27 protein-coding genes are annotated in these 25,874 nt (G+C 65.8%); 9 read left to right on the forward strand and 18 right to left on the reverse strand.

Translation table 11 applies throughout. From position 1 onward, the window contains the following. Window positions 1-381: 381 nt before the first annotated feature. From B0E47_RS02480 to dnaA, 5 genes are all read right to left on the reverse strand, one after another. Complete coding sequence (locus B0E47_RS02480; protein ID WP_174566940.1) at window positions 382-1,671, reverse strand: tetratricopeptide repeat protein; 1,290 nt, start codon at window positions 1,669-1,671, stop codon at window positions 382-384. Window positions 1,672-1,927: 256 nt separating this feature from the next. Then, the gene (gene gyrB / locus B0E47_RS02485) at window positions 1,928-4,363 is read right to left on the reverse strand and encodes a DNA topoisomerase (ATP-hydrolyzing) subunit B (protein ID WP_077512191.1); all 2,436 of its coding nucleotides are present in this window, start codon (window positions 4,361-4,363) and stop codon (window positions 1,928-1,930) included. A gap of 95 nt (window positions 4,364-4,458) precedes the next feature. After that, window positions 4,459-5,538 (reverse strand): DNA replication/repair protein RecF, encoded by a 1,080-nt coding sequence (gene recF / locus B0E47_RS02490; RefSeq protein WP_077512193.1) that lies wholly within the window; start codon window positions 5,536-5,538, stop codon window positions 4,459-4,461. 95 nt (window positions 5,539-5,633) lie between these two features. Continuing rightward, window positions 5,634-6,734, reverse strand: coding sequence for a DNA polymerase III subunit beta (dnaN, locus tag B0E47_RS02495; protein ID WP_077512195.1), 1,101 nt, complete (start codon window positions 6,732-6,734; stop codon window positions 5,634-5,636). Between the two features lie 251 nt (window positions 6,735-6,985). Continuing rightward, window positions 6,986-8,317: a chromosomal replication initiator protein DnaA gene (dnaA, locus tag B0E47_RS02500; RefSeq protein WP_077512197.1), complete on the reverse strand. Its 1,332-nt coding sequence runs from the start codon at window positions 8,315-8,317 to the stop codon at window positions 6,986-6,988. A 190-nt stretch (window positions 8,318-8,507) separates the two neighbouring features. On the opposite strand from dnaA, the gene rpmH reads away from it, so the two are divergent. The 4 genes from rpmH to mnmE all read left to right on the forward strand — a co-directional run bounded on the left by rpmH (window position 8,508) and on the right by mnmE (window position 12,304). After that, a complete protein-coding gene (gene rpmH / locus B0E47_RS02505; RefSeq protein WP_007082494.1) occupies window positions 8,508-8,642 on the forward strand; it encodes a 50S ribosomal protein L34 in 135 nt (44 codons plus the stop codon). A 29-nt stretch (window positions 8,643-8,671) separates the two neighbouring features. Beyond that, on the forward strand, window positions 8,672-9,076 hold the full coding sequence (rnpA, locus tag B0E47_RS02510) for a ribonuclease P protein component (RefSeq protein WP_077512199.1): 405 nt from the start codon (window positions 8,672-8,674) through the stop codon (window positions 9,074-9,076). A 64-nt stretch (window positions 9,077-9,140) separates the two neighbouring features. Next, window positions 9,141-10,880, forward strand: coding sequence for a membrane protein insertase YidC (yidC, locus tag B0E47_RS02515; protein ID WP_077512201.1), 1,740 nt, complete (start codon window positions 9,141-9,143; stop codon window positions 10,878-10,880). A 77-nt stretch (window positions 10,881-10,957) separates the two neighbouring features. After that, complete coding sequence (gene mnmE / locus B0E47_RS02520; RefSeq protein WP_077512203.1) at window positions 10,958-12,304, forward strand: tRNA uridine-5-carboxymethylaminomethyl(34) synthesis GTPase MnmE; 1,347 nt, start codon at window positions 10,958-10,960, stop codon at window positions 12,302-12,304. A gap of 93 nt (window positions 12,305-12,397) precedes the next feature. Here the strand turns inward: mnmE and rbsK are convergent, their stop codons facing one another. From rbsK to B0E47_RS02565, 9 genes are all read right to left on the reverse strand, one after another. Then, a complete protein-coding gene (gene rbsK / locus B0E47_RS02525; protein WP_077512205.1) occupies window positions 12,398-13,294 on the reverse strand; it encodes a ribokinase in 897 nt (298 codons plus the stop codon). 82 nt (window positions 13,295-13,376) lie between these two features. Next, window positions 13,377-13,811, reverse strand: coding sequence for a hypothetical protein (locus B0E47_RS02530; protein ID WP_077512207.1), 435 nt, complete (start codon window positions 13,809-13,811; stop codon window positions 13,377-13,379). Between the two features lie 237 nt (window positions 13,812-14,048). Next, on the reverse strand, window positions 14,049-14,669 hold the full coding sequence (locus tag B0E47_RS02535; RefSeq protein WP_174566941.1) for a hypothetical protein: 621 nt from the start codon (window positions 14,667-14,669) through the stop codon (window positions 14,049-14,051). 27 nt (window positions 14,670-14,696) lie between these two features. Next, window positions 14,697-16,040 (reverse strand): ATP-dependent protease ATPase subunit HslU, encoded by a 1,344-nt coding sequence (hslU, locus tag B0E47_RS02540; protein ID WP_077512209.1) that lies wholly within the window; start codon window positions 16,038-16,040, stop codon window positions 14,697-14,699. A gap of 68 nt (window positions 16,041-16,108) precedes the next feature. Next, the gene (gene hslV, locus B0E47_RS02545) at window positions 16,109-16,687 is read right to left on the reverse strand and encodes an ATP-dependent protease subunit HslV (RefSeq protein ID WP_077512211.1); all 579 of its coding nucleotides are present in this window, start codon (window positions 16,685-16,687) and stop codon (window positions 16,109-16,111) included. Window positions 16,688-16,852: 165 nt separating this feature from the next. Beyond that, complete coding sequence (locus B0E47_RS02550) at window positions 16,853-17,740, reverse strand: tyrosine recombinase XerC (RefSeq protein ID WP_077512213.1); 888 nt, start codon at window positions 17,738-17,740, stop codon at window positions 16,853-16,855. 7 nt (window positions 17,741-17,747) lie between these two features. Beyond that, the gene (locus B0E47_RS02555) at window positions 17,748-18,440 is read right to left on the reverse strand and encodes a DUF484 family protein (RefSeq protein ID WP_077512215.1); all 693 of its coding nucleotides are present in this window, start codon (window positions 18,438-18,440) and stop codon (window positions 17,748-17,750) included. Window positions 18,441-18,522: 82 nt separating this feature from the next. Beyond that, window positions 18,523-19,383: a diaminopimelate epimerase gene (gene dapF, locus B0E47_RS02560; RefSeq protein ID WP_077512217.1), complete on the reverse strand. Its 861-nt coding sequence runs from the start codon at window positions 19,381-19,383 to the stop codon at window positions 18,523-18,525. A gap of 11 nt (window positions 19,384-19,394) precedes the next feature. After that, window positions 19,395-19,568, reverse strand: coding sequence for a lipoprotein (locus B0E47_RS02565; RefSeq protein WP_077512219.1), 174 nt, complete (start codon window positions 19,566-19,568; stop codon window positions 19,395-19,397). 108 nt (window positions 19,569-19,676) lie between these two features. On the opposite strand from B0E47_RS02565, the gene B0E47_RS02570 reads away from it, so the two are divergent. Next, entirely contained in the window at window positions 19,677-20,366 is a 690-nt protein-coding gene (locus B0E47_RS02570) for a hypothetical protein (protein WP_077512221.1), read from the forward strand. Between the two features lie 118 nt (window positions 20,367-20,484). Here B0E47_RS02570 and B0E47_RS02575 read toward each other — a convergent pair whose 3' ends face one another. Next, on the reverse strand, window positions 20,485-20,958 hold the full coding sequence (locus B0E47_RS02575) for a GNAT family N-acetyltransferase (protein ID WP_077512223.1): 474 nt from the start codon (window positions 20,956-20,958) through the stop codon (window positions 20,485-20,487). Between the two features lie 190 nt (window positions 20,959-21,148). Between B0E47_RS02575 and B0E47_RS02580 the strand changes: the two genes are divergently transcribed. Beyond that, window positions 21,149-22,627 carry a RimK family protein gene (locus tag B0E47_RS02580; RefSeq protein ID WP_077512225.1) on the forward strand — a complete coding sequence of 493 codons (1,479 nt, stop codon included), beginning with the start codon at window positions 21,149-21,151 and terminating at the stop codon, window positions 22,625-22,627. 157 nt (window positions 22,628-22,784) lie between these two features. Here the strand turns inward: B0E47_RS02580 and B0E47_RS02585 are convergent, their stop codons facing one another. Beyond that, on the reverse strand, window positions 22,785-23,051 hold the full coding sequence (locus tag B0E47_RS02585; RefSeq protein ID WP_077512417.1) for a hypothetical protein: 267 nt from the start codon (window positions 23,049-23,051) through the stop codon (window positions 22,785-22,787). A gap of 136 nt (window positions 23,052-23,187) precedes the next feature. On the opposite strand from B0E47_RS02585, the gene aroE reads away from it, so the two are divergent. The 3 genes from aroE to B0E47_RS02600 all read left to right on the forward strand — a co-directional run bounded on the left by aroE (window position 23,188) and on the right by B0E47_RS02600 (window position 24,933). Continuing rightward, the gene (aroE, locus tag B0E47_RS02590) at window positions 23,188-24,018 is read left to right on the forward strand and encodes a shikimate dehydrogenase (RefSeq protein WP_077512227.1); all 831 of its coding nucleotides are present in this window, start codon (window positions 23,188-23,190) and stop codon (window positions 24,016-24,018) included. Beyond that, the gene (locus B0E47_RS02595; protein ID WP_077512229.1) at window positions 24,015-24,281 is read left to right on the forward strand and encodes a YkgJ family cysteine cluster protein; all 267 of its coding nucleotides are present in this window, start codon (window positions 24,015-24,017) and stop codon (window positions 24,279-24,281) included. The genes aroE and B0E47_RS02595 overlap by 4 nt, the downstream gene beginning before the upstream one ends. Before the next feature lie 112 nt (window positions 24,282-24,393). Further along, window positions 24,394-24,933, forward strand: a complete 540-nt coding sequence (locus tag B0E47_RS02600; RefSeq protein ID WP_077512231.1) for an energy transducer TonB — start codon at window positions 24,394-24,396, stop codon at window positions 24,931-24,933. A gap of 14 nt (window positions 24,934-24,947) precedes the next feature. Here B0E47_RS02600 and B0E47_RS02605 read toward each other — a convergent pair whose 3' ends face one another. Together B0E47_RS02605 and B0E47_RS02610 are read right to left on the reverse strand one after the other, a co-directional pair. After that, window positions 24,948-25,274: a low molecular weight protein tyrosine phosphatase family protein gene (locus B0E47_RS02605; RefSeq protein ID WP_077512234.1), complete on the reverse strand. Its 327-nt coding sequence runs from the start codon at window positions 25,272-25,274 to the stop codon at window positions 24,948-24,950. Further along, complete coding sequence (locus B0E47_RS02610; RefSeq protein WP_077512236.1) at window positions 25,274-25,807, reverse strand: gamma carbonic anhydrase family protein; 534 nt, start codon at window positions 25,805-25,807, stop codon at window positions 25,274-25,276. Before B0E47_RS02610 ends, B0E47_RS02605 begins: the two co-directional genes overlap by 1 nt. Window positions 25,808-25,874 lie beyond the last annotated feature (67 nt).

Below are 25,874 nucleotides of genomic sequence, written 5' to 3' on the forward strand. Positions count from 1 at the left end.
AAGCTCACCTGGACGATTTTTTCCTTTTCCTTGTGATTCTGGTTGGGTGGCGCCATCGGGGCCACAATCAGCAGGAAGGCAAACGCATGCAGCCCAATGGCCACTGCAAGTGCCCAGGTCCGCTTCCAGCTAAACGGCTCGCGCCCGGATTCTTCGTTACTTGAGGCCATCTGTCACTATCTGGAAGCTGATCAATTGGAAGACCGCGTTACCGCAGGACGTCGCCGGGAACCATCTGTGATGACTGGAAGGTAGCCGGAACAAACACGCTGCAGGGGAACGCAGGGAAAGGTTTTCAACGGTACAACACGACATGACTTTTGTATAGCACCCGCGGGGTCCGGACATGGACGTCCATTACCGGCGCGGGTGCACTCGCAGCTACTTTCCGGATGCACCCAGTTGCTTGAGCAGCTCCCTGGCATGAGCGGCGGATTCCGGTTGCTGTTCGGCCTGCTTCAACGCGGCGATGCGCGCCGCCTTGTCATGCAGGCCGCGTTCGCACTCGGCCAGCACCAGGTAGGCGTTGCCCTTCTGCTTCACGCCCTTGTCGAGGGCCTGCTGGATCATGGTTTTCGCCTGGCTGTATTTGCCGGCGGTCAACTCCATGTTCGCGAGCTGCAGGGCAGCCTCTCCATCCTTGGCCTGCGGCAGCGCCTGGTTGAACGCGGCCCTGGCCGCCGGCATGTCGCCGGCAACGTATTCGGCCTTGCCCAGCAGCACGTAGTTGTCGGCACTGGGCTGCATGATGCCCTTGCTCATGCCTTCCTTGATGACCGACACCGACTTGTTGGCCATCGGCTTCGCATCGTCGGCGGACAGGGCCTGGTTGTAGTACAGCGATGCCAGCAGCACATAGTTTGCCTCACCGGTCAGCTGGCCCTTGGCGCGCGCGCCTTCCATGACCTGGATTGCCTCGGGATACTTCCCCGCCTGCTGCAGTGCCTGGATCGCCGTTTCCAGCGCCTTCGGGTCATCCGGGTGCGCGGCGAGATTCTGCCTGGCCATCTGCACCAGTTGATCGCCCTGGCCCGAGGCGGCGTAGCTGGCCATCAGGATCTGGTTCCACTGCGGGTCCGGCTTGTCCGTCAGCGACTGCGCCTTTTTCACGGCGGCGATGGCTTCAGGATATTTGTTCAGGCGGTACAGGTCGTTTCCCTCGACCGCATACGACTCGGCGGTTTCCTTCTTGCCCTCGGCGCGCCACTTATGGATGGTGTCCAGCGACGCCTGGTACTGCCCGTCGGCCTGCTCGGCGACCGCGAGCATGTATTCCACGGTGAAGTAATCGTCGTTTGGCAACACGCCGTTGGCCAGCGCCTTCTGCAACAGCGCGATCGACGCCTTGTAATCGCCGGCGCGGTATTTGATCAAGGCCAGGCCGCGCAGTGCCATCGCCTGGGCATATTTGCTCTTGCTGCTGTCGAGCAGGGCCTGAAGAGTGGTTTCGGCCGTGGCCATATCGCCCTTGTTGATGGCGTCCAGGCCTTCCTGGAGTTGCTTCTGGTCTTTCTCGCTCTTCAGGTCGAGCTTGGGCGCCTCACGCGTGCTGTCCGGGTACTCCGTCGCCTGCTTGGCCTTGTCTTCGTGCTTTGCCAGCACCGGGGTGCTGGCCAGACCCAGCACAAAGGCCGCGCAGGCCAGGATGGTGAACCCTCGAACGTGCTTCATGGCGATCCTCATCTCAAGGTCGGCGTGCGAGCTTGCACGCGAACAGGTTGGAAAGCGTAACCCGATCAGCTGACGGATAACAAGTCGCAGTGCCGCATAAAATGCCGTTATAAATCAATATGTTATATTAGCTTCGCATGATCGGCTCGCTCATCGCACGCACGCCTGCCCGCAACCGGACGGGCGGCATGCCTGGGTTGCCGAGCAACGACGTTCCGCGCGTCACGGGAGGGCTGGCGGATGTCGCCGGCATCGGTCAGACGTCGAGGTTGGCCACTTTCAATGCATTCGCCTCGATGAACTCGCGACGGGGTTCGACCGCCTCGCCCATCAGCATGGAGAACATCTGGTCGGCGGCGATCGCGTCCTCGATGCCAACCTGGAGCATGCGTCGGGTGTCCGGATTCACCGTGGTGTCCCACAGCTGCTCGGGGTTCATTTCACCCAGGCCCTTGAAGCGCTGGATGCTGCGGCCTTTCTTGGCTTCCTCCAGCAACCAGTTGCGCGCCTCGGCGAAGCTGAGCACGCCACGCGAGGCATTGCCGCGTTGCGCCACCGCGTCGGCCTGGACCATGCCGGCGATCTGCTGGCTGATCGCCAGGATCGGGCGAAACTCGGCACTGCTGAAGAAAGGTTGCGGCAGGAACCAGGTATGGCTGAGTCCGTGCTGCTCGCGGATCACCTCGATCGCGGCCGGCTGTTCGCCGCTTTCGGCCAGTCGCAGTCGCAGGGTGTAATGCGGTTTGCCCAGGCCACTGGCCGCGAGCCGCAATGCGGCGGCATCCAGCCAGGCCTGCATGGCGGTGGGATCGGCCCACAGGGCGGGCTCCAGCGGTGGATGTTCGAGCAAGGCGTTCAACACCGCTGCATCGAAACGATGCGCCAGCTTGGCGATCTGATCCAGCGCATGCTGATATCCGCGCAGCAGTTTTTCCAGCGCCTCGCCGGTGATCGGTGGTGCATCCGGGCTGTAGGTCAGCGAGGCATTGTCGACGGCGCTGGAGATCAGGTAGTCGTTCAGCGCGGTGTCGTCCTTGATGTACAGCTCCTGCTTGCCCTGCTTGACCTTGTACAGCGGCGGCAGGCCGATGTAGATGTGGCCGCGCTCGATCAACTCGGGCATCTGGCGGTAGAAGAACGTCAGCAGCAAAGTGCGGATGTGCGAGCCGTCGACGTCGGCATCGGTCATCAGGATGATGCGGTGGTAGCGCAGCTTGTCGGGGTTGTACTCGTCCTTGCCGATGCCGGTGCCCAGCGCGGTGATCAGGGTACCGACCTCGGCCGAAGCCAGCATGCGGTCGAAGCGCGCCTTCTCCACGTTGAGGATCTTGCCCTTCAGCGGCAGCACGGCCTGGGTCTTGCGGTTGCGGCCCTGCTTCGCGGAGCCGCCGGCGGAGTCACCCTCGACCAGGAACAGCTCGCACAGCGCCGGATCCTTCTCCTGGCAGTCGGCCAGCTTGCCGGGCAGGCCGGCGATGTCCAGCGCGCCCTTGCGGCGGGTCATCTCGCGCGCCTTGCGGGCAGCTTCACGGGCACGCGCGGCATCGACCACCTTGGAGGCGATCGCCTTGGCCTCGTTCGGATGCTCCAGCAGGAACTCGCCAAGCTTCTCGTTGACGACCTGCTCCACCACCGTCTTCACCTCGGACGAAACCAGCTTGTCCTTGGTCTGCGAGGAGAATTTCGGGTCGGGTACCTTGACCGACAGCACCGCGATCATGCCTTCGCGCATGTCGTCGCCGGATGGCGAGACTTTGGCGCTCTTGGCCAGGCCCGAGCTCTCGATGTAGTTCTGCAGCGAACGCGTCAGCGCGGCGCGGAACCCGGTGAGATGGGTGCCGCCGTCGCGCTGCGGGATGTTGTTGGTGAAGCAGTACATCGATTCCTGGTAGGAGTCGGTCCACTGCATCGCCACTTCCACAGTGATGCCGTCCTGCTCCGCGGTCAGGCTGATCACGTTCGGATGCAGCGCGGTCTTCAACTGCGCCAGATGCTGCACGAACGAGCGGATGCCGCCTTCGTAGGCAAACGTGTCATGCCGGCCCTCGCCCCGCTCGTCATACAGATCGATGGTGACGCCGGAATTGAGGAAGGCCAGCTCGCGCAGCCGCTTGGCCAGGATCTCGTAGTGGAAATCGATGTTGCTGGTGAAGGTGGCGGGGCTGGGCAGGAAGCGCACCAGGGTGCCACGGCGGCTTGAGGGGCCAACCTCCTTCAGTGGATACAGCGGTTCGCCGAGCGCGTATTCCTGCAGGTACTCATGGCCGTCGCGATAAATGGTCAGCCACAGATGGTCGCTCAGCGCGTTCACTACCGACACGCCCACGCCGTGCAGGCCACCGGAGACCTTGTAGGAGTTCGCGTCGAACTTGCCGCCGGCATGCAGCACCGTCATGACGACCTCGGCGGTGGAACGACCCTCTTCCGGGTGGATATCCACCGGAATGCCGCGGCCATTGTCGCTGACGCTGACCGAGCCGTCATCGAGGATGGTGACCACGACCTTGTCGCAATAGCCGGCCAGTGCCTCGTCGATCGCATTGTCGACCACCTCGAACACCATGTGGTGCAGGCCGGTGCCGTCATCGGTATCGCCGATGTACATGCCGGGGCGCTTGCGCACCGCTTCCAGGCCCTTGAGGACCTTGATGTTGCTGGAATCGTAATGGGATTCGTTGGAGGGTTCGTTCATGCGATGACCGTTTCCTGGCGCCAGCGACCCGCCCGACACGGCGCCGTGAAAGGCCGGACAGGGTTATGCAAACCTGCGGGGATGCAACCTTCCGATTATAGCAGGCGCGTCAGTTCGCCTTGTTCCACGTGGAACACGCGCGCCGCCTGCCCCTGCAACATCGACGGCAGCTCGGTGCCGGTCAGCAGCACCTGGGTCGCTGCCGCCTGGAGTTGTTCGACTACAGATGCCTGATGAGCCTGGTCCAGCTCCGACGCCAGATCATCCATGCAGACGATCGGCCACTCGCCGTGATGTTCCGCGTAAAGGCCGGCCTGGGCCAGTACGCACGCCAGTGCGGTGAGCTTTTCCTGGCCACGGGAGAGATGCTCACGTTGCGGCGCGTGCTCGAACGACATCGACCAGTCGGCACGATGAGCACCCAGGGTCGTGTGTCCGCGCGCCAGATCCCTGGGCCGTTGCTCACGCAATTGCACGGCCAGATCCCGCTCGTCCGACCAGCCCCGGCGGTAGCGCAGCTCGATGGCGCCCAACTCCGGCAGCAAGCTGGCTGTGCTGGCCTGCAGCCCCGGTCGCAGCAAGTCCAGATAGGCGCGTCGTTGGGCGTCGATCTGCTGGGCGGTCTGCGCCAGTTCGGCTTCCCAGGGTGCGAACAGTTCGTCCGCCGCGCTGCTTCCCAGCCGCAACAAGCTGTTGCGCTGCTTCAACGCCCGTTGATGGCGACGCCACGTCGACAGGAAGTCCTGTTCCACGTGAAACACGCCCCAGTCGAGATATCTTCGACGCTCCTCTGCCGCTCCTGCAATCAAGGCGTGCGAGCCGGGCTCGAAACAGACCACGGCGCATTCGCGTACCAGTTGCCCGATCGCCACGCTGTCGCCGTCCACCCTGGCGTCCCAACGGGCACCACTGCGACCCAAGCCCACCCGGCTTCCGCGGCCATCGGCGTGACGCAATTCGGCGAAGACCGACAACTGCGGCATGTCCCGTTGCAGCAGCGCCTCCCTGGCGCCGCTGCGGAACGAACGCGCATGGGACAGCAGGAACACCGCCTCCAGCACACTGGTCTTGCCGGCGCCGTTGGCGCCCACGAAAACATTGATCGCCGGATCGAGGGCGAGGCTCACCTCGGTCAGGCAGCGCAGCCCGCTGATGCGCAATTGCTCCAGTCTCATGCAACGCTCATCCACAAACGGCAACGCCGGAGTTCCTGATGGAAACCCCGGCGTCTCAAGTCGACATCCTGCAAGACCTGGCCATGCGGCAGGTGTCAGAGCCGCAATGGCATGATCACGTGGCGGGAGTGTTCGTTGTCGTTTTCCTGCACCAGGCAACTGGACTGGGCATCGCGCAAGCTGAGCCGCGCCTGGTCTCCCCGCAGCGCCGCCAGCGCGTCGAGCAGATAGCCCACGTTGAAACCCACGGCCAGATCGGACACGTGGGTGTCGGCCTCCACTTCCTCCACCGCCTCTTCCTGCTCCGGGTTGTGCGCAACGATGCGCAATTTGCCGGGCGACAGTTCCAGACGAACGCCGCGGTATTTCTCGTTCGACAGGATCGCCGCGCGCTGCAGCGCACCGCGCAGAACCTCCCGATCCAGGATCGCTGTCTTGTCCGCACCCAAGGGGATCACCGCCTCGTAATCCGGGAAACGGCCATCGATCAACTTGGAGGTGAAGGTCACCCCGCCACGGCGCAGGCGCAGATGGTTGCGACCGAACTCGAGCTCAACTTGGCCATCGCCGCTTTCCAGCAGGCCAATGAGTTCGTTGACGCCCTTGCGCGGAATGATGATCTGACGCCGCGTGCTGACCGAACTCTGCAATTCGGTTTCCTTCATGGCCAAGCGGTGGCCGTCGGTGGCCACGCACCGCAACGTGTGTTCCTGAAGGTCCAGCAACATGCCGTTGAGGTAATAGCGCACGTCCTGGTTGGCCATGGCGAAGGCGGTGCGTTCCATCAGGTCGCGCAGCACTTCCTCGGGCAGGCTGACCTTTTCCACCAGCTCGATCTGGTCGACGGTGGGAAATTCGCTGGCGGGAAGCGTGGTCAGGGTGAATCGGCTGCGGCCGGCGTTCAGCGCCACCCGATCGCCGTTGAGCTTGAGCTCGATGCGTGCCCCGTCGGGCAGGGCGCGTACGATGTCGAAGAGCTTTCGCGCCGGAATGGTGATCTCGCCGTCGACGAGCTTCTCCGCTTCCGTGGTGGCAACCATCTCCACTTCCAGATCGGTGCCGGTCATCGAGACCTTGCCGTCACCGACCTTGAACAGCAGGTTGGCCAGTACCGGCAGCGTCTGCCGTCGTTCAACGACGCCGACCACTTGCTGCAGTGGCTTGAGCAAGGCTTCACGCTGGATGCTGAATTGCATATGGGCTTCCCTATACCTGCTGTTCTGTCTTTAAAAGAAGTGTAGTGGTTGTAGTAGGCGTTGTGGAGAATCGCGTTTTCGCAGAATAAACCTTTTAAATCAATCGATTAAACTAAATTTTAGCTGTGCAGCAATGGCCTGCCCGACGGTGCGTGATTTGTGGATAACTTCACGCGACAAACCATCCACCTATTATCCACAGCTTGGCCCCCTGCTTGCCCACGGCATTGTTGCGCATTCCCGCCGACGCTTCAGCCGGTCAATGTACGGATCAATTGTTCCCAGTCCTGGCGCATGCGCAAGTCGGTTTCGACGAACTTGCGGATCGTCTTGCAAGCGTGCATCACCGTGGTGTGGTCGCGTCCGCCGAACGCCTCGCCGATCTCGGGCAGGCTGTGCTCGGTCAGCTCCTTGGCCAGGGTCATCGCAATCTGCCGCGGCCGCGCCAGCGAGCGCACCCGCCGTTTGGACAGCAGATCCTGCAGACGCACGTTGAAGTACTCCGCCGTGGTCTTCTGGATGTTCGCGATGGTGATGGCCTGCGCATGGGTGGCCAGCAGGTCGCGCAGGGTTTCTTCGGCGAAATCGGTGGTGATCGGCTTGCCGTAGAAATTGGCGCGCGCGGCCAGGGTGTTGAGTGCGCCTTCCAGGTCACGCACGTTCGAACGGATGCGCTTGGCCAGCAGCATCGCCACGCTCTCGTCCAGCGCCACGCCCTTGTCGTGGGCCTTGGCCAGCAGGATCGCCGCGCGCGTCTCGAAGTCCGGCGGTTCGATCGCCACGCTGAGCCCCCACCCCAGGCGCGACTTCAGCCGGGGTTCGAGCTTGTCGACCTCCTTCGGGTAACGGTCGCAGGTCAGGATGATCTGCTGCTTGGATTCGAACAGCGCGTTGAAGGTGTGGAAAAACTCTTCCTGGGTGGTGTCCTTGCCGGCGAAGAACTGGATGTCGTCGATGAGCAGCGCGTCGACCGTGCGGAAACGTCGCTTGAATTCGTCCATGCCTTTCGCGCGCAAGGCCTCGATCATCGAGCCGACGAACTGTTCCGACCGCAGGTACAGCACCTTGCAGGCGGGATTGCGTTCCAGCATCAGGTTGCCTGCCGCATGCATCAGATGGGTCTTGCCCAGGCCGGTGCCGCCATACAGCAACAGCGGGTTGTAGGCGCGCCCCGGGTTGGTGGCCACCTGCATGGCGGCGGCCTTGCCAAGCTGGTTGGACTTGCCTTCCACGAAGGTTTCGAATGTGTAATGCGGATCCATGTTGTGCTGGAAGGCCTGCGCCGGGGCGCTTGCCGGCACGGGGCGGGTCGGCGCCACCGGCCTGACGGTGGCCGACCGCGGCGAGCTGGACCCGACTTCCAGGCGCACCGGCCACGTTTTGCCGAGCAGTTGCTGCAGCACCTGCTCGATATGCAGTAGATAGCGTTGGCGTACGGTGTCCAGCGTGTAGGTGTTGGGCGCAAACAGCTGCAGGCCGTCGGCATCGTCGCGCGCCTGCAAGGGCATCAGCCAGGTATGCAGGTCTTCGGCGCTCAAATCGCCTTCGAGGCGCTCAAGGCAGCGCCGCCACAGATCACTCATGAATTCAATCAGCCACAGCTGGGGCGCTTGCGCGCGGGTGATTGACTAGTCTAGCAGCAGCCCCCGCGGCCCCGCGGGCCGCGCAACCTCGCGGACACGCACGACTCGCGTACGGCGGCCATTTGACAGTCGAGGCGCGAACCGGACATACTCTCCAACCTTTTTATCCACATTCCCTTCGGAGCAGACCATGAAGCGGACCTTCCAGCCCAGCAAGCTCAAGCGCGCGCGTACGCACGGTTTCCGTGCCCGCATGGCGACCGCCGACGGCCGCAAAATCATCAACGCCCGTCGCGCCAAGGGCCGCAAGCGCCTGATCCCGTAAACACCGATCAAGCGCCGGGGACGAGCGTCATGTCCAGCGCCGGATTGCCGCGCGACGCGCGGTTACGTCGGCCCGGTGACTTCGCCGCCTTGCGAACCAGCAGCGGACGCGCAGGCGGCCGCTGTTTTCATTTGCGCTATCGCGAAAACGGGCTTGGTCATGCCAGGCTTGGTCTGGCGATCTCCAAGCGGGTGTCCAAGCGTGCAGTCGAGCGCAACCGGATCAAGCGGCTGTTGCGCGAATCGTTTCGGCGCGTGCGACATCAGCTGCCATCGGTCGACCTGATGGTGATGGCGCGCGAGCAGGCCGCCGGTGTACCCGGCGCCGAGTTGCTGCGTGACATCGACGGTTTGTGGAAAAAACTGGTGGCCTCCCGCGCCGACGTGGCCGAACCATTGAAGCGGGCCGACGACACCTCCACAATCGAGCGTTGACCTTTTCTTTCCTGCCCCCGCGGCGAGACTCTCGAGTCGTGGCGTTACCCGGATCTGCTACGCGATGAATCAAACGCGCACCTTCCTCTTGTTCGCCCTGCTGGCCGTGGCGTATCTCCTGTTCATGGCCTGGGAAAAGGACTACGCGCCGCAGCCACCGGTTGTCGCCGGCAGCACCTCGACGCAGGCCATAGCGACTTCGACCGACGGCAGCGTGCCGAGCGGCATTCCAGCGGCTTCGGCTTCTGCCGCCAGTGCCGGCGCAGCGAAGATCGCCCCGGAAGGAAGCCACGCCGGGCAGGCGCCTTCCCAGCTGATCACGGTCGATACCGATGTGCTGCACCTGCTGGTCGACACACGCGGCGGCAGCCTGGTACGTGCGGACCTGCTTGCCTACCCGAACAAGGCGCCCACCCACAAGGACGCGAACCCGCCGCCGACGGTGCTGCTGGACAACGACCCGGCGCACTACTTCGTGGCGCAGAACGGCCTCGTCGGCAGCAGCGACACCGCGCCCGCGGATCAGCCCAATCACCTGGCCCTGTTCCAGAGTGCGAAAACCAGTTACACCCTGACGCCTGGCCAGAACGAGTTGCAGGTCGAGCTGAGCTGGCAGGATGCCGCCGGGCTGAAGGTCACCAAGACCTACACGTTCAAGCGCGGCAGCTACGTGATCGGGCTGAACCAGCGCATCGACAACGGCAGCAGTCAGCCGTGGCAGGGCAATGCCTACCAGCAACTGCAGCGGGTGGCGCCGCCGAAGCCGGGAAGCTGGCTGAGCAGTTACGCCGACCCGGAATCGCGCAGCTTCCAGGGCGCTGCCTGGTATACCGGCGAGAAGTTCGAGAAGCTGGAATTCAAGAACTTCAGCGACAGGAAGGATGCGCTGGACACCCAGTTCAAGGGCGGCTGGGCGGCCATGCTGCGCCTGTACTTCGTCACCGCGTGGATTCCGCCGGCCGACCAGACCGACCATTACGTCACCCAGACCCTCGATCCCGACAGCGCGAACCCGCGCTACCTGATCCGCGCGGTCGGCCCCGCGCTCAGCGTGGCCCCGGGTCAGAGCCTGACCAGTCAGGCGCGGCTATACCTCGGTCCGAACGTGCAGGGCACGCTGGATGCGATCGCGCCGGGTCTCGACCTGACCATCGACTACGGCATGTTCAAGGCGATTGCCGTGCCGATGCACTGGATCCTGTCGCAGTTCCACGCGGTCGCCAAGAACTGGGGCGTGGCGATCATCCTGCTGGTGCTGCTGATCAAGGGCCTGACCTGGAAGCTCACCGCGATGCAGTACCGCTCCAGCGCGCGCATGCGCAAGCTGGCGCCGCGCATCCAGGCGCTGAAGGAGCGCTACGGCGACGACAAGCAGAAGATGCAGCAAGCCACCATGGAGCTGTACAAGAAGGAGAAGGTCAACCCGATGGGCGGCTGCCTGCCGGTGCTGATCACCATGCCGGTGTTCTACGGCTTGTATTTCGTGCTCGAGTACAGCCTGGAACTGCGGCATGCCGCCTTCCTGTGGATTCCCGATCTGAGCCATCCCGATCCGCTGTACATCCTGCCAATCGTCTACGCGATCGTGATGCTCGGTACGCAGTGGCTGAATCCGGCCGCCGCAGGCATGGATCCGACCCAGGCGAAGATGATGAAGGTGATGCCGTTGCTGTTCACGGTGATGTTCGCCTTCTTCCCCGCCGGCCTGTGCCTGTATTACGCCGTCAACGGCCTGGTCGGTCTTGGTCAGCAGTGGTGGGTGACCCATCACATCGATCGCGCGGCGCCGCTCACCACGGACTGAGCGCGCCGGCGAAGCAGCCGTCCACAAGCCGCCGCCAGCGTGACCGGGCGCGGCTGCTTTCGTTTAGAGTCCCCGTCATGCCGGACCATGCCGCCGATACGATTGCCGCCATCGCCAGCGCGCCGGGCGCGGCCGGTGTCGGCGTGGTGCGTGTGTCCGGGCCGGCAGTGCCGACGATTGCACAGACCCTGCTTGGGCGTGCCGCGCAGCCACGGCACGCCCACTTCACCGCGTTTCGCGATGCTGCCGGTGAGTTGATCGATCGCGGCCTGCTGCTGCACTTCCCCGCCCCCGCCTCGTACACCGGCGAACACGTGCTGGAACTGCAAGGCCACGGCAGTGCCGTGCTGCTCGACCTGCTGCTGCGGCGCTGCTGCGAACTCGGCGCGCGCCTGGCCAGGCCGGGGGAATTCACCGAGCGTGCGTTCCTCAACGGCAAGCTCGACCTGGCCCAGGCCGAAGCGGTCGCCGACCTGATCGCCGCCCACTCGCAGGCCGGCGCACGGGCGGCCTTGCAATCGATGGAGGGCGTGTTTTCGCGCAAGATCGACGTGTTGCTGCAAGCGTTGATTGCCTTGCGCGTGCACATCGAAGCCGCCATTGATTTCCCCGAAGAAGAAATCGACTTTCTCGCCGATCCGGCGATCACCAGTCAGCTGGAATCCGTACGCACGGAACTGACCGAGCTGCTGATTGAAGCGCAGCGCGGCCTGCGCCTCAACGACGGCCTGCGCGTGGCGATCATCGGCCGCCCCAACGCCGGCAAGTCCAGCCTCCTCAACGCGCTGGCCGGCAGCGACCGCGCCATCGTCAACGCCACCGCCGGCACCACCCGCGACGTGCTGCGCGAATCCCTCAGCCTCGATGGCATCGCGCTGGAACTGGCCGACACTGCCGGCCTGCGCGACACCGACGACGAAGTCGAACGCGAAGGCGTGCGCCGCGCGCACGGCGAGCTGCAGCGCGCCGATGTCGCGCTGCTGGTCACCGACGCCGACCTCGCCAACGCCGACCTCGCCTTCTTCACCGCATTGCCGGCCAACGTCGAACGCATCGTGCTGATCAACAAGATCGACCGCGACAACCTCGCCCCGCACGGCGAACAACGCGATCACGCGCACTGGCTCTGGGCCTCCGCCAAAACCGGCGAGGGCCTCGACCCCCTGCGAAACCATCTCAAGCACCTCGCCGGCGCCGGCAGCGGCGAAGGCGCCTTCAGCGCCCGCCGCCGCCACGTGCTGGCCCTGCAACAAGTCGCGATCCACCTCGATCAGGCCGCTGCCGTACTCACCGCTGCCCGCGCCGGCGAGCTCGCTGCCGAGGAACTGCGCCACGCCCAGCGCGTACTGGGCGAAATTACAGGCAGCTATTCAAGCGACGATTTGCTCGGTGCGATTTTCAGCTCATTCTGCATCGGCAAATGATCCCCGAACGCAGTCCGGGTTGGTCGCAGTCGCTCGGTGCATTCTGGGAATACGCCAGGGGTAAAACACCGAAGTAGAGAGTGAGGAGTGCGACTAGCCGGTCTGTCGTGCCAGTACGGACCGCACTTCGGTCAGCCGCGGCATGCCGCCCTGTGCGCCAAGTCGGGTGACCGACAGCGCGGCGGCAGCGCAGGCCTTGCGTACGGCTTCGGGCAGGCCTTCATGGAGGAACACCGCCAGCGCGGCATTGAAGGTGTCGCCAGCGCCGGTGCTGTCGACCACGTCGACCTTGAAGCCGCGCTGGTGGATCGGTTCGCCCTGCTCGCGGAACCATGCGCCTTCGTCACCGCGGGTAAGCACGATCGGGCACGGCGCGGCCTGCATCAATTCGCGAAAATCGGTGCCCGAATCGGCGCCGAGCAGAGTCGCCAGTTCGTGCTGGTTCGGCGTCGCGTAGCGCGCCAGCCTAAACCAGTCGACGGGCAGCTGCCGGGCCGGTGCGGGGTTGAGAATCACCGGCACACCCAGATGCGCACCGAGTCGCACGGTGGCCTCGACCGTATCCAGCGGAATTTCCATCTGCACCAGCACGGCATCGGCACGCCGGATCAACTCGTGCGCCTGTTCCACCTGAGCCGGCGTGACGCGAGCGTTGGCTCCCGGCACCACGATGATCTGGTTCTCGCCCTGCGCGATGGTGATCGAGGCGGTGCCGCTGGCGTCGTCGTGCAGGTGTGCAACGTGGTCCACGTCGATGCCTTCGCTGACCAGTCCCTGGCGCAGCTGCCGGCCAAAGGCGTCGACGCCGAGCGCGCCGACCAGGGCGACCTCGGCGCCGAGCCGGGCGGCAGCCACGGCCTGGTTGGCGCCCTTGCCGCCGGGCACGCTGATGAACCGCTCGCCGAGAATGGTTTCGCCCGGCCCGACGAAACGTGGCGCCTGGGTAACCAGGTCCATGTTGATGCTGCCGACCACCACAATGCGCGTCATCCGATCTCCACCAGGCAAGTGAAGCCTGGCGCAGAGCATACGCGATGGGCTGAGACGGTTCAGCGCAATGCAGTCCTGCTCATCATGGACCGCTGCTTGTGCTGCTCGCGGGTGCCTGGCGCTCGAGGTGGCGCCGGCGCGCCTGCTGCCGCAGCTGCTGGTATTGCCGCAACTGGCTGTCGCTGAGCACGCCACGCAACTGTTGCTCGCTGTCCTGCCGGATCGTGCGCAGCTGGCTGCGCTGCGCGCGTGCGTCCATCGAGCTGTCGCCGCGCAGCTGTGCGATCCGTTGCGCACGCTTCTGCAGGATCGACGCGATCTCGGTCTCCTGCTCTGGCGCCAGCTGCAGCCTGCGTGCGAGCCGCCGCGCCTGTTGCTGGGGGTCGGGATCATGCATTGTCGTGGCGGGACCGCTGTCGGCGGGAGGGCTGTCCTGGAGCGGCGCGGCAAACGCGGGGCCACTGCAGCACACGCTCAGTGCAAACGCGAGCAGTGTCAGGCAAAGGTACAGGCGCATGGCGGCAAGCTCCCGGGATGGATGAGACTCCTTCAGCAACGTATCCGGCCGGCCGCCGTTGACGGCGCGCCGCGCGTGATTCGTCGAGGCGCCGTGCTGAAGCTGCTCCACCTCCCTGCCGCAATCGGCGAGCACGGCCCGTGCAGGAACTCCCGCGTGGATACACCTCGTCCGTGGCCTGAAACGAACAGACCCGCCGGAGGGCGGGTCTGCAGGTGGTGATATCGGGCTGGCGGCTCAGCCGCGGCTGATGCCGGCGTCACCCTGGGTCAGCGCCGGCGCGGAACCGGCCACCGCGAGCAGGGATTGCGCGTAACTGTCCTCGATGCTGACCGTGGACACCTCATCCCAGCTGAAGAACGATGCCTCGCGCATCCATTCCGCGTCCGGACTGAGCTCCTGCATGTTGAAGCCGTCCTCCTCGACACTGACCAGTCGGCCGATGTAACAGACCTCGGCTTCGTCCTCGCTGTCCACGTGCACGCCGATCACCGGCGCCTGCGCGCCAGCGGCCTGGATCACCTCGCGGATGTTGTCCAGCGGAAAGCCGCGCGGCGGCCGCGGCAGGATGCGCTTCAGCGCCAATGCCTTCTCGAAGAACACATGGTGCTTGTCGGGCGACTCCAGCTCGGAGATGTCGCGATGGCGCATCACGTACATGCCGTCGTAGGTGATGCCGTCGCCGACCACCCAGAGCAGGAAGAACTCGCGGCCGACGCCGCCCACATAACCGCAGAAGCTGCCGTGCTCAAGTTCTTCGCGCCACAACCGGATCAGGGTCTGCTTCTGTTGCGCCTCGCGCAACTGGGCGCGCTGGCCGGTGTTTTTCAGTTCGATGACGTTGTTCACGGGGTCCATTTTAGCAGACCGGCCTGACCGGCTTGTTTACAGGATGTAGCGGCTGAGATCCTCGTTGTGGACCAGGCTGGCCAGCGATTTGTCTACACGTTCGGCGTCGATAAGGTATTTTTCGCCGGATTTGTCTGCTGCATGGAACGAGATGTCTTCCAGCAGCCGTTCCATCACGGTATGCAGCCGGCGTGCGCCGATGTTCTCGGTGCGCTCGTTGACCTGGAACGCCACCTCGGCCAGCCGGTCGATCCCCGAATCGGTGAACTCCAGCCCGACCCCCTCGGTGCCGAGCAGAGCCACGTACTGCTTGGTCAGCGCGTTGTGCGGTTCGCGCAGGATCCGCTTGAAGTCGTCCACACTGAGCGCGGACAGCTCCACCCGGATCGGCAGCCGCCCCTGCAGTTCGGGGATCAGGTCGGACGGCTTGGCCAGCGAGAACGCGCCCGAGGCGATGAACAGCATGTGGTCGGTCTTGATCGGACCGTACTTGGTCGACACCGTGGAGCCCTCCACCAGCGGCAACAGGTCGCGCTGCACGCCTTCGCGGCTGACCCCGGAGTGGCCGTGGTCGTTGCGTTGGGCCACCTTGTCGATCTCGTCGAGGAAGACGATGCCGTTCTGCTCGGCGTTCTCCATCGCCTGGGCGCGGATCTCCTCGTCGTTGAGCAGCTTGCCGGCCTCCTCGTCGATCAGCAGCGGACGCGCGGCCTTGATCGCCAGCTTGCGGGTCTGGGTCTTGGCGCCGCCCAGGTTCTGGAACATCTGGCGCAGTTGCGCGCCCATCTCCTCCATGCCCGGCGGCGACATGATCTCCACGCCCACGTTCATCGCCAGCTCCAGCTCGATCTCGCGCTCGTCCAGTGCACCTTCGCGCAGCTGCTTGCGCAGCTTCTGCCGGGTCTCGCTGTCGATCGCCGGAGCGGCGGGCGCATCGTGGCTCCAGTCGGTCGGCGCGGTTTGCCGGCGCGGCAGCAGCGCATCGAGGAGGCGATCCTCGGCGCGATCCTCGGCCTGCGTGCGCACGCGCTTGATCGCCTGCTCGCGGGTCAGCTTGTAGGCGCTGTCGGCGAGGTCGCGGATGATCGACTCGACATCCTTGCCCACATAGCCGACCTCGGTGAACTTGGTCGCCTCGACCTTCACAAACGGCGCGTTGGCCAGAGTGGCCAGCCGCCGCGCGATCTCGGTCTTGCCCACGCCGGTGGGACCGATCATCAGGATGTTCTTCGGCGTGATCTCGTTGCGCATCTCCGGCGACAGCTGCATGCGCCGCCAGCGGCTGCGCAACGCCACCGCCACCGCGCGTTTGGCGTCGTGCTGGCCGATGATGTAGCGGTCGAGTTCGTTGACGATTTCGCGGGGGGTCAATTCAGACATGGGATTCGAGATTCGGGATTCGAGATTGGGAGAAGCGGCGGGTTGCGATGGAGGTGGGGACGAGGCTCTTACGAATCCCGAATCCCGTCTCCCGAATCCCGTCCATCGAGGAGCAACTCCTCGATGGAAATGTTGTGGTTCGTATAGATACAGATGTCGCCGGCGATCTTCAGCGCCTTCTCGACGATGGTGCGGGCATCCAGCTCGGTGTTTTCCAGCAGGGCCATCGCCGCCGATTGAGCGAACGGGCCACCGGAACCGATCGCGATCAGGCCGTGCTCAGGCTCGACCACGTCGCCGTTGCCGGAGATCAGCAGCGAGGCTTCCTTGTCGGCCACCGCCAGCATCGCCTCGAGCCGGCCGAAGCGGCGGTCGGTGCGCCATTCCTTGGCCATTTCCACGGCGGCGCGGGTGAGGTTGTTGTTGTGTTTTTCGAGCTTCTGCTCGAACAGCTCGAACAGGGTGAACGCATCGGCGGTGGCGCCGGCGAAACCGGCCACCACCTCGCCGCTCTTGCCTAGCCGGCGCACCTTGCGCGCGTTGCCCTTCATCACCGTGTTGCCCAGGGTCACCTGACCGTCGCTGCCGATCACGACGCGGCCTTCGCGGCGCACGCAGACGATGGTGGTGGCGTGGAAGGATTCCATGGAAGCTCCGCAGATGTTTGGGCTGGAGCCGCAAACGTGGGGCCACAGCGAAGGCGGTTCAATGCCGGCGCCACCCGCGCTCGGTGTAGGAGCCCGCTCGCGGGCGATGCTTTGTTCTGGTCTCCGTTGTGCACCAGAGCAAAAGCATCGCCCGCGAGCGGGCTCCTACGGTTTGCGCCTGGCTCGCGGGTGCGCCGCGTCGTAGACCTTGGCCAGGTACTGGAAATCCAGGTGGGTGTAGATCTGCGTGGTGGCGATGTCGGCGTGGCCGAGCAACTCCTGCACCGCGCGCAGGTCGCCGGAGGATTCCAGCATGTGGCTGGCGAAGGTATGGCGCAGCAGATGCGGGTGGATGTGCTTCGGCAGGCCTTGCTGCAGCGCCAGCGTGTTCATGCGCAGCTGGATCGTGCGCGGGTTGATCGCCGCGCCGCCGCGACCGCGGAACACCGGGCTCTCCGGCGGCATGCCCTGCTCGGCACCCAGCGCGCGCAGTGCCGCCACGGCATGCCGGCCGACCGGCACGAGGCGGGTCTTGCCGCCCTTGCCGAGCACGCGCACTTCGCCCTCGTCCAAGTTGAGATCGAGCCAGTGCAGGCCGACCAGTTCGGACAGGCGCAGGCCACTCGAGTAGAAAAGTTCCAGCATCGCGCGGTCGCGCACGGCGAGTTTGCCGCCGCTGTCGCTTTCGACCAGGGCGCCGGCCTCGTCGACATCCAGCACCTGCGGCAGCTTGCGGCGCACCTTGGGGCCGCGCACGCCAAGCAAGGGGTCGTGCGTCATCAGGCCTTCGCGGTGGAGCTGGCGGAACAGGCTGCGACAGGAGGACAGCAGCCGCTGCAGGCTTTTCGGCGCCAGTCCGGCACGGTGCTCGGCGGCGATGAAGGTTCGCATCCGGTTCGCGTCTAGCGACTCGAACGAGAGCAGCCGTTCGGTGTCCATGTAGCGCAGCAGCTTGGCCAGGTCGCGGCGGTAGCCGGCGACGGTGTGCGGCGAGGCGTGGCGTTCACCGGCGAGGCGGCCGAGCCATGCATCGACCTGGCCGGCCGGGGTCATGGCCGGCTCAGGAGACATCCCGCGAACGCGCCAGCGCAGCGGTGATGGTGGCCGAGATCATCTTCAGGAACAGCGTGCCCATCCCGGGCTGGAACCGGTTGGGATCGGCGCTGCCGATGGCCAGGATGCCGACGTCGCCCAACTGCATCATCGCCACCGACTGGATGCCGCTGGCGACATCGCCGAACAGCCGTTCCAGCTTCTCGCCGGACAGCCGCCCGGAGCTGGGTTCGCCCTTTTGCAGGAACTCGGCGAACTCCGGCAGCGCCGCGGCACCGCCGGGAACCTGCCGCAGCCAGTCGGCGCGCGGCAGTTTGGGTTCATCGCCGAACAGCAGCAGGCGTACCTGCTCGGTATGGAAATCCGCGCTCAGGCTGGCGATCACCGTGCGCACGGTCACCTCGGTCGTGCTCGCCCGCAGCAGGGCCACGGTCAGCGCATGCACGCGCTCCATCAGCTTCTCGTTCCCGGCGGCGATCTCGATCAATTCGGCCAGCCGCCGCTCGAGCTCGGCGTTCTTGTCGCGCAGACTCTGCATCTGGTAGACCGCCAGCGACGCGACCGCGCCGCCCTGTTCGCGCGGCGGCATGGTCAGCTTGGCCGCCAGTTCGGGGTACTCGCTGAGAAACTCCGGATGGCGCTTCAGATAGGCGGCAACCACGCGGGCCTGGGTGGCATCGTCGAGCAGGGTGGCAGTCATGCGTGGAGGTCCTTGGAGCCGGAGCGGAACAACGGGGCGAGGGTGCCGGTTTGCTGCAGTGTGCGATGGACGCGACCGCGCTTCAACCGCGCCGCGGAGGCGTGCCGGCCGGAATCGGCCATTCGCCCTCGAAGACGAACGCCGCCGGCCCGGTCATCCACAGCGTGTGGCCAGCGCCCGCCCAGTCGATGTGCAGGGTTCCGCCGGGGAGTTCCACCGCGACATGATCATCCACTTCGCCGCGCCGATGCAGCACCGCCATGGCGGCGCAGGCGCCGGTGCCGCAGGCCAGCGTCCAGCCCGCGCCGCGCTCGTGCACACGCAGGCGCAGATGGCCGCGATCGATCTGTTGCACGAAGCCGGCGTTGGCCTGCGCGGGAAAGCGTTCGTGGCCGGAAAGCAGCGGGCCTAGCCGCTGCAGGGCGGGATCGGCCAAGTCCGGCTGCACCACGACCGCATGCGGATTGCCCATCGACACCGCGCCGATCCGGATCGACTCTCCGTCAAGGGGGATGTCGTAGGCGTCGTCGTCGGCCGCCGCTGCAAACGGAATGCGCGACGGCTCGAACACCGGCTCGCCCATGTCCACGATGACTTCGTCGACGCCGAGCAGGCGCACCGTGACGGGACCGGACGGGCTTTCGATCCGCACGTTCGCGCCGATCGCCAACGCGCCCGCCCGATGCAGCCACGCGGCGACGCAACGCACGCCGTTGCCGCACTGGCCGGAGGGCGAGCCGTCCGCGTTCCAGATCCCGTAATAGAAGGCGCAGGACGGATCGCGCGCCGGCTCCACGCTCAGCAGCTGGTCGAACCCCACGCCGGTATGCCGATCGGCCAGCGCGCGGATCTGCCTCTGGTCAAGCGGAAACGCGTGCTGGCGGCCATCGAGCACGACGAAGTCGTTGCCGCTGCCGTGCATCTTGGAGAAGCGCAGCTGCATGACCGTCGTGCTCAGGGTTGGCCGGTCGTCGTGCTGCTGCTCGCGGTGGCTGGCACGGCCGGTGCGGGGGCGCTGGCGGCCGGTACCGGCCGTGGCGGCGGCAGCACCAGGGGGCCCTTGTTGCCGCAGCCGGCAAGCACGGCGACGACGAGGGAAAGCGGCAGCAGCAACAGGGATCGACGCATGGCAGAGCTTCCTGGACAGAGCCGCAGTATAACGAGGCGGCGGCATCGCGCCGCAGGCCGTTATGATGACGCCATGGAATGCGTACTGCAGCAACGAGGAATCTGCTGATGGACTGGAGCGCCCTGCTGCGCATGCCGATGACCGTGCTGCTGGTGCTGGCGGTGGTGTTCGTGCTGATCACCCTGGTGCAACTGGTCGTGTTGCGTCGGCATCTGCGCGCGCGTCGGCATCTCGCCGCCAGCTGGCGCGCGCTGCTGTGCCTGCTGTGTTTCGCCCTCGCCCTGCTGCTCGCCGGCACTGGTGCGGCCCTGCGCGGCTATCGCCTGCTCGGCGAGGAAGCACCGGTGGTCGATATCGATGCGCACATCCTCTCACCACAACGCTGGGCGCTCACCCTCACCTGGCCCGATGGCGGCACGCGCGAGGTGCAGCTTGCCGGCGACGACTGGCGCGTCGAGGCGATCGTGCTGAAGTGGAAACTGCCGGCGCTGCTGGCCGGGCTGCCGCCGCTGTACCGGCTGGATCGCCTGTCCGGTCGCTACGACGATCCGGCGCAGGAAACGAGCGCGCCACGCACCGTGATCGGTTTCGACGATGCCGGCTCGTTCGATCTGGTCAAGCTCGGGCGCAAATACCCGCAATGGTTGCCCGAAATGGACACCGTGTACGGCAGCGGCGCCTTCCTGCCGCTGGTCGATGGCGGCCACTATTCGGTGAGCCTGATGCGCACCGGCGCGCTGGTGGCGCGACCGGATGCCGCCACCGGCGAGCAGATCAGCCACCCCTTGGGTAGATGAGGCGTGGGGTAGATGAGGCGAGGAGTGGAGGAGGCGCGCTTCGGTGGACCGATTCCCGCATGCGCCGGGGCGGTCACGGTCAATCAGGAATCGACGCCAGGCAGCTGACCCGCTTGGCTCACTCCAGCGCCTTCTGGTAACGCCATCCGTCCGCCCCGTCCTCGTAATATGCCGGGAGCCGGCCGATGCGCCGATAGCCCAGTCGCTCATACAGCGCGATGGCGCGATCGTTGTCGCCGCGCACCTCCAGCCGCAGTGCATAGCAATGTCGCCGTCGCGCGGCCACCTCGACCGCGGCGGCCAGCGCGCTGCCGATGCCGAGGCCGCGTCCGTCCAGGTGGCCGGCCAGAGAATACAGTCGAGCAACCCGGCTGCCCCGGCGAAAGAACACCACGGCGGCGCCGAGGAAGCGACGATGGTGGGCACTGGCGATCAGCACCTGGGCGGAGTCGCTGTCGAGGTGGCGGCGAAATTGCGCGCGACTCATGCGGTCGCTGTCGAACGCGTCCTGCTCCAGTGCCATCAGGTTGTCGAGGTCGGAAGTCTCGGCGCGGCGGACACATACGGAGGCGGTAGCTGGCGATGATTGCATGGAGCGCGGGACTTGGTCGTGGGGATGCCGCGCGGACTGTAACAGGCGACCCGCTCCGGCGGCACGGTATTTACGTGTCCTTCAGTGCCGACCCTTGTGTCGACGCGGTGCTGTGCCAGACTTCGCATCTTGCATGCCGCCAGCCCTTCGGCGCGGCATTCCGCGGCTGCCGTTCCGTTCGAGAGGTGTCATGACCCGCCTGGTCATCGTTGTGGAAAAAGCCTCCGACTGGAGCTCCTACTACCCGTCCGTCGACGTGATGAGTGCGATGGATTACCTGCGCCAGCCGGTGGCCGGCGACGAACGCACGCACGTGCTGAATCTCTGCCGCAGCTACAAATACCTGGGCACCGGCTACTACGTGTCCCTGCTGGCGGAGGCGCGCGGGCACCGCGTGATGCCCTCGGTACGCACGGTGAATGACCTGCGCCGGCGCTCGCTGTACGGCGTGGACATCGACGACCTCAACCAGAAGCTGACCCATTTCCTGCCGGCCGGCGGCCGCGACACCACCGACTTCGGCATCCTGGTCTACTTCGGCGAAACCGCCTACCCGGCGCTGCAGGACTTGGCGCGGCAGGTGTTCGAGTCGTTCCCCTGCCCGCTGCTGCGGATCGAGTTCGAGCGCGACCGCGTGTGGCAGGTCAGCGCGATCAAGCCGGTCGGCCTGCAGACGCTGGACGATGCCCAGGAAGACGCGTTCGCCGAGGAGCTCGACCGCTTCTCCAAGAAGCTGTGGCGCAAGCCGCGCACGCGCAAGCTGTACCGCTACGACATCGCGATGCTGGTCGATCCGGCCGAGCAGATGCCGCCGTCGAACAAGAAGGCGCTGAAGGCCTTCATCGGTGCGGGCAAGGAGCTCGGCATCGAGCTCGATCCGATCGGCAAGAACGACTACCAGCGCCTGGCCGAATACGACGGCCTGTTCATCCGCGAGACCACCGCGTCGGACAACCACACCTACCGCTTCGCCCATCGCGCCGAGAAGGAAGGCATGGTGGTGATCGACGACCCGACCTCGATTCTCCGTTGCACCAACAAGATCTTCCTCAACGACTTGATGGTGTCGCGCAAGCTGGCCGTGCCGCGCACCGAGATCCTGTATCGCGACGACAGCAAGGGCATGAAGGAAGTCGTCGCCAAGCTCGGTTTCCCACTGGTGCTGAAGATTCCCGACGGCTCGTTCTCGCGCGGCGTGGTCAAGGTCGAGGACGAAGATGCACTGGCGCAGGCGGCCAGCGGCCTGTTCCAGCACAGCGCCCTGCTGCTGGCGCAGGAATACGTCTACACCGAGTTCGACTGGCGCGTCGGCGTGCTCAACCGCGAGCCGCTGTATGCCTGCAAATACTACATGTCGCGCGGCCACTGGCAGATCTACAACCATGGCGCCAAGGGCACCGCGAAGTCCGGCGGCTTCGAGACGATCGCGGTGAAGGATGCGCCGGCCGAAGTCATCAAACTGGCGCTGAAGGCGACCCACCCGATCGGGGATGGTCTTTACGGCGTCGACCTGAAGCAGGTCGGCAGCAAGCCGGTGGTGATCGAGGTGAACGACAACCCGTCGATCGATGCCGGCGTCGAGGACGCCCATCTGGGCGACAAGCTTTACCTGCACATCATGGGCGAGTTCCTGCGCCGGATGGAGCGCAAGCGCCAAGGTGTCGCCTGAGAGTTTGTGATTTTTTCAAACTCGAAGCCCGGCCATGGATGGCCGGACGCGGATCGATCACGCAAGTGATTGATTCGCGTGAGCGAGTACGGACATGCGCCGGACTCGCGACTGAAGAAAACCACAGGAAGTGGTTTTCTTCACAAGCTCTGACCCGTCAGTGCCAGATCACGCCATGCACGGTGTGCACGACATGCAAGCGGTGCAGCCGCCGCCGCAACAATTGCCGCGGCAGGCCTGGCTCCAGCGTCAGCAACACGATCAGCGGCGCCGCCAGCAGCCAGAACACGGGCGTCCAGCCCAGCAGCGCCGTGCGTGCGGGCACCAGGGTGGTGAGCAGCAGGAAACCACCGGCGCACAGCCGCGACACGGTGACGGCCAGCAGGCGTTGGTGATGCGGGGACGGCAACAGCTGGGCTCGCATGGCGGCAATCTCCTTGGTGGATGGGAGGGCCAGCGTGCCGGCAGCGCATCTCATCGCCTGCGACGGATCGGCGCCCGCGCCGATGCCGGGCCGGCTAGTAGACTCGGCGTCCACCCGCCACCGGAAGCCACTCTGCATGACCGCAGCCCAGTTCGCCGTGTTCGGCCATCCGATCAGCCACAGTCTGTCGCCCAGGATCCACCACGCCTTCGCGCAACAGTTCGGCATCGAGCTGGAGTACCGCACGATCGATGCGGCACCGGCGCAGTTCGATGCCGCCGTGCGGCGCTTCTTCGACGCGGGCGGAGTCGGCGCGAACGTCACCCTGCCGCACAAGGCGGCGGCATTCGCGCTGGCCGGCGAACGCAGCATCACGGCGCGCCGCGCGGGCACCGCCAACGTGCTGACCCGCCTTGCCGACGACCGGCTGGCCGCGCACAACACCGACGGCGACGGCATGCTGCGCGACCTCACCGAACGCCATGGCGTCGACTTGCGCGGGCGCCACGCGCTGCTGCTCGGTGCCGGCGGCGCGGCGCGCGGCGTGGCCTGGCACCTGCTGGACGCCGGCGTACAAACGCTGACCATCGTGAATCGTTCGCCCGAAGCCGCCGCCACCCTCGCCGCTGCGATCGGCGAGCCGGCGCGGGCGCCCGCGCGTGGCTGGGACGAGCTGGACACCATCGACAGCCCCGACCTGATCGTCAACGCCACCTCGGCCGGCGTGCTTGGCGTGGCGCTGCAGTTGCCGCTCACCCTGCTTCGCAGCCGTGCGGTCTGCTACGACCTGTCGTATGGCAAGGCGGCGACCGGTTTCCTGAGCTGGGCCAGCGCGGCCGGTGCACGTGGCGCCTTCGACGGCCTCGGCATGCTGGTGGAAACCGCGGCCGATGCGTTCGCGCTGTGGCACGGCCGGCGTCCCGACACCGCACCGGTCTACCAATCCCTGCGGCGGCCGGCCGCATGAACGGCATCGCTTGTCGGATCGGTTGTGGTGCCTGCTGCATCGCGCCGTCGATCTCCTCGCCGATCCCGGGCATGCCGCAGGGCAAGCCGGCCGGCGTGCGGTGCGTGCAACTCACCGAGGACAACCGCTGCGCGATATTCGGTCGACCGGAACGCCCGGCAGTGTGTGCCAGCCTGCGCGCCGAGCCGGCGATGTGCGGGGCGGATCGCGCCCACGCGCTGGCCTGGCTCACGCAACTGGAACAGGCGACGGCATCGCGCTGAGGCCGTGCAGCCACAAAGCTGCAACACAAGCCGGCTAACGTGGCGGAATCCGCCGGGAGCACGTCGATGACGGACTGTCCTGCGCGCGGCCATCGTTCACGCAGCAGGTGTCATGCCCCGTTTCCATTTCAGCGTATCGCAGCGATACGCGCTTGCCCTCATTTCCGTGTTGGTGCTGACCGCGGCCGGCGGCATCTTCTGGTACAAGCGCGCGATGGCGAATGCGTCGTACGGCCCCGCCGGGTCGCCGACTTCGGCGCCAGCCGATGACGCGCAAAACGGCACCGGCATCCTGCTCGGACTGGCCCGCGACGCGATGCATGACGGCCGCCTGGTGGCGCCCGCGGGCAGCAACGCTTACGAGTTCTACCTCAGCGTGCTGCAGCTGGAACCGCAGAACCCGACCGCGCAGGAGGCGTTGCGCGAATCCTTCCCGCGCGCGGCGGTAGAGATCGAGCACACCATCAACACCTTCGACCTGGAAGAGGCGCGCCGGGAAATCGATCTGCTGCGCGAGTTCGACAGCAACAACTTCACCCTCGCCCTGCTCAGCGGCAAGCTCTCGGCGGCGCGCAATATCGCGACGAAGCAGCATGAGGCGGAAGCGGAACGCATCCAGCAGGCCAACGCCGATAATGCGGCGCGCATGTAACGTGGCATGGCGCATCAGCGCAGCAGAGGCCCGACCTTTTTGAGCAGCAACGCCACCAGTTCCGGTTGCATGAAGTCGTAGCGGTCGGGGATATGCAGGCAGACCACGCGCTTGCCCTTGAGCCGATTGCGATGGCGCGTCTGCAGGCGGCGCCGGTGGCTGGCTTCCATCACCACGATGAGGTCGGCCCAGTCCAGTTGTTCGTTGGTCAGCACCACCTCGGCGTCGTCAGCCAGTCCGGCGGAGTCCACTTCCAGATCCGGCCACGCGCCGAACACCTGCTCGGCGGTGGGGCTGCGCAGGCGGTTGCGGCTGCACAGGAACAGGGCGCGGCGGGCCATCAGGCGGAGGCCAGGTACTCGTCCTTCAAGCGCACGTAGTGATCGGCCGAGTAATGCAGCTGCTCGATCTGTGCGTCGCTGAGCAGGCGCACGAACTTTGCCGGATTGCCCAGCCACAGTTCGCGCTCGCCGACCACCTTGCCGGGCGGAATCAGCGCACCGGCGCCGACGAAACCGTGCTTGTGCACCACGGCGCCGTCCATCACGGTGGCGTGCATGCCGATCAGGCAGTAATCGTCAATCGTGCAGGCGTGTATTACCGCGGCGTGGCCGACGGTGACGCCCTCGCCAATCAGGCACGGAAAACCCGGGCCATACGGACCGGCGTGCGCGACATGCACGATGCTGCCGTCCTGGATGCTGCTGCGCGCGCCGACGCGGATGTGGTTGACGTCGCCACGCAGCACCGTGCCGGGCCAGATCGACACGTCGTCGCCCAGCACCACGTCGCCGATCACGCTGGCGGCGGGGTCGACGTAGACGCGCTGGCCGAGGCTTGGGGCGACGCCCTTGTAGCTGCGCAGGGAACTCATGGGCCCATTCTACCGGCGCCGTGGGCTCGTCGCAGGGCCACGCTTGATTTCGCCCGGCGCGAACGCC

It is taken from the genome of Rhodanobacter sp. B05 (assembly GCF_002001085.1).
In the GTDB taxonomy this organism is placed as follows: Bacteria; Pseudomonadota; Gammaproteobacteria; order Xanthomonadales; family Rhodanobacteraceae; genus Rhodanobacter.

Coding starts and splice junctions, on each gene's coding strand:
- B0E47_RS02480 (WP_174566940.1), bottom strand. CDS start 1,671: ATGAAGCACGTTCGAGGGTTCACCATCCTGGCCTGCGCGGCCTTTGTG.
- gyrB (WP_077512191.1), bottom strand. CDS start 4,363: ATGAACGAACCCTCCAACGAATCCCATTACGATTCCAGCAACATCAAG.
- recF (WP_077512193.1), bottom strand. CDS start 5,538: ATGAGACTGGAGCAATTGCGCATCAGCGGGCTGCGCTGCCTGACCGAG.
- dnaN (WP_077512195.1), bottom strand. CDS start 6,734: ATGCAATTCAGCATCCAGCGTGAAGCCTTGCTCAAGCCACTGCAGCAA.
- dnaA (WP_077512197.1), bottom strand. CDS start 8,317: ATGAGTGATCTGTGGCGGCGCTGCCTTGAGCGCCTCGAAGGCGATTTG.
- rpmH (WP_007082494.1), top strand. CDS start 8,508: ATGAAGCGGACCTTCCAGCCCAGCAAGCTCAAGCGCGCGCGTACGCAC.
- rnpA (WP_077512199.1), top strand. CDS start 8,672: ATGTCCAGCGCCGGATTGCCGCGCGACGCGCGGTTACGTCGGCCCGGT.
- yidC (WP_077512201.1), top strand. CDS start 9,141: ATGAATCAAACGCGCACCTTCCTCTTGTTCGCCCTGCTGGCCGTGGCG.
- mnmE (WP_077512203.1), top strand. CDS start 10,958: ATGCCGGACCATGCCGCCGATACGATTGCCGCCATCGCCAGCGCGCCG.
- rbsK (WP_077512205.1), bottom strand. CDS start 13,294: ATGACGCGCATTGTGGTGGTCGGCAGCATCAACATGGACCTGGTTACC.
- B0E47_RS02530 (WP_077512207.1), bottom strand. CDS start 13,811: ATGCGCCTGTACCTTTGCCTGACACTGCTCGCGTTTGCACTGAGCGTG.
- B0E47_RS02535 (WP_174566941.1), bottom strand. CDS start 14,669: ATGGACCCCGTGAACAACGTCATCGAACTGAAAAACACCGGCCAGCGC.
- hslU (WP_077512209.1), bottom strand. CDS start 16,040: ATGTCTGAATTGACCCCCCGCGAAATCGTCAACGAACTCGACCGCTAC.
- hslV (WP_077512211.1), bottom strand. CDS start 16,687: ATGGAATCCTTCCACGCCACCACCATCGTCTGCGTGCGCCGCGAAGGC.
- B0E47_RS02550 (WP_077512213.1), bottom strand. CDS start 17,740: ATGACCCCGGCCGGCCAGGTCGATGCATGGCTCGGCCGCCTCGCCGGT.
- B0E47_RS02555 (WP_077512215.1), bottom strand. CDS start 18,440: ATGACTGCCACCCTGCTCGACGATGCCACCCAGGCCCGCGTGGTTGCC.
- dapF (WP_077512217.1), bottom strand. CDS start 19,383: ATGCAGCTGCGCTTCTCCAAGATGCACGGCAGCGGCAACGACTTCGTC.
- B0E47_RS02565 (WP_077512219.1), bottom strand. CDS start 19,568: ATGCGTCGATCCCTGTTGCTGCTGCCGCTTTCCCTCGTCGTCGCCGTG.
- B0E47_RS02570 (WP_077512221.1), top strand. CDS start 19,677: ATGGACTGGAGCGCCCTGCTGCGCATGCCGATGACCGTGCTGCTGGTG.
- B0E47_RS02575 (WP_077512223.1), bottom strand. CDS start 20,958: ATGCAATCATCGCCAGCTACCGCCTCCGTATGTGTCCGCCGCGCCGAG.
- B0E47_RS02580 (WP_077512225.1), top strand. CDS start 21,149: ATGACCCGCCTGGTCATCGTTGTGGAAAAAGCCTCCGACTGGAGCTCC.
- B0E47_RS02585 (WP_077512417.1), bottom strand. CDS start 23,051: ATGCGAGCCCAGCTGTTGCCGTCCCCGCATCACCAACGCCTGCTGGCC.
- aroE (WP_077512227.1), top strand. CDS start 23,188: ATGACCGCAGCCCAGTTCGCCGTGTTCGGCCATCCGATCAGCCACAGT.
- B0E47_RS02595 (WP_077512229.1), top strand. CDS start 24,015: ATGAACGGCATCGCTTGTCGGATCGGTTGTGGTGCCTGCTGCATCGCG.
- B0E47_RS02600 (WP_077512231.1), top strand. CDS start 24,394: ATGCCCCGTTTCCATTTCAGCGTATCGCAGCGATACGCGCTTGCCCTC.
- B0E47_RS02605 (WP_077512234.1), bottom strand. CDS start 25,274: ATGGCCCGCCGCGCCCTGTTCCTGTGCAGCCGCAACCGCCTGCGCAGC.
- B0E47_RS02610 (WP_077512236.1), bottom strand. CDS start 25,807: ATGAGTTCCCTGCGCAGCTACAAGGGCGTCGCCCCAAGCCTCGGCCAG.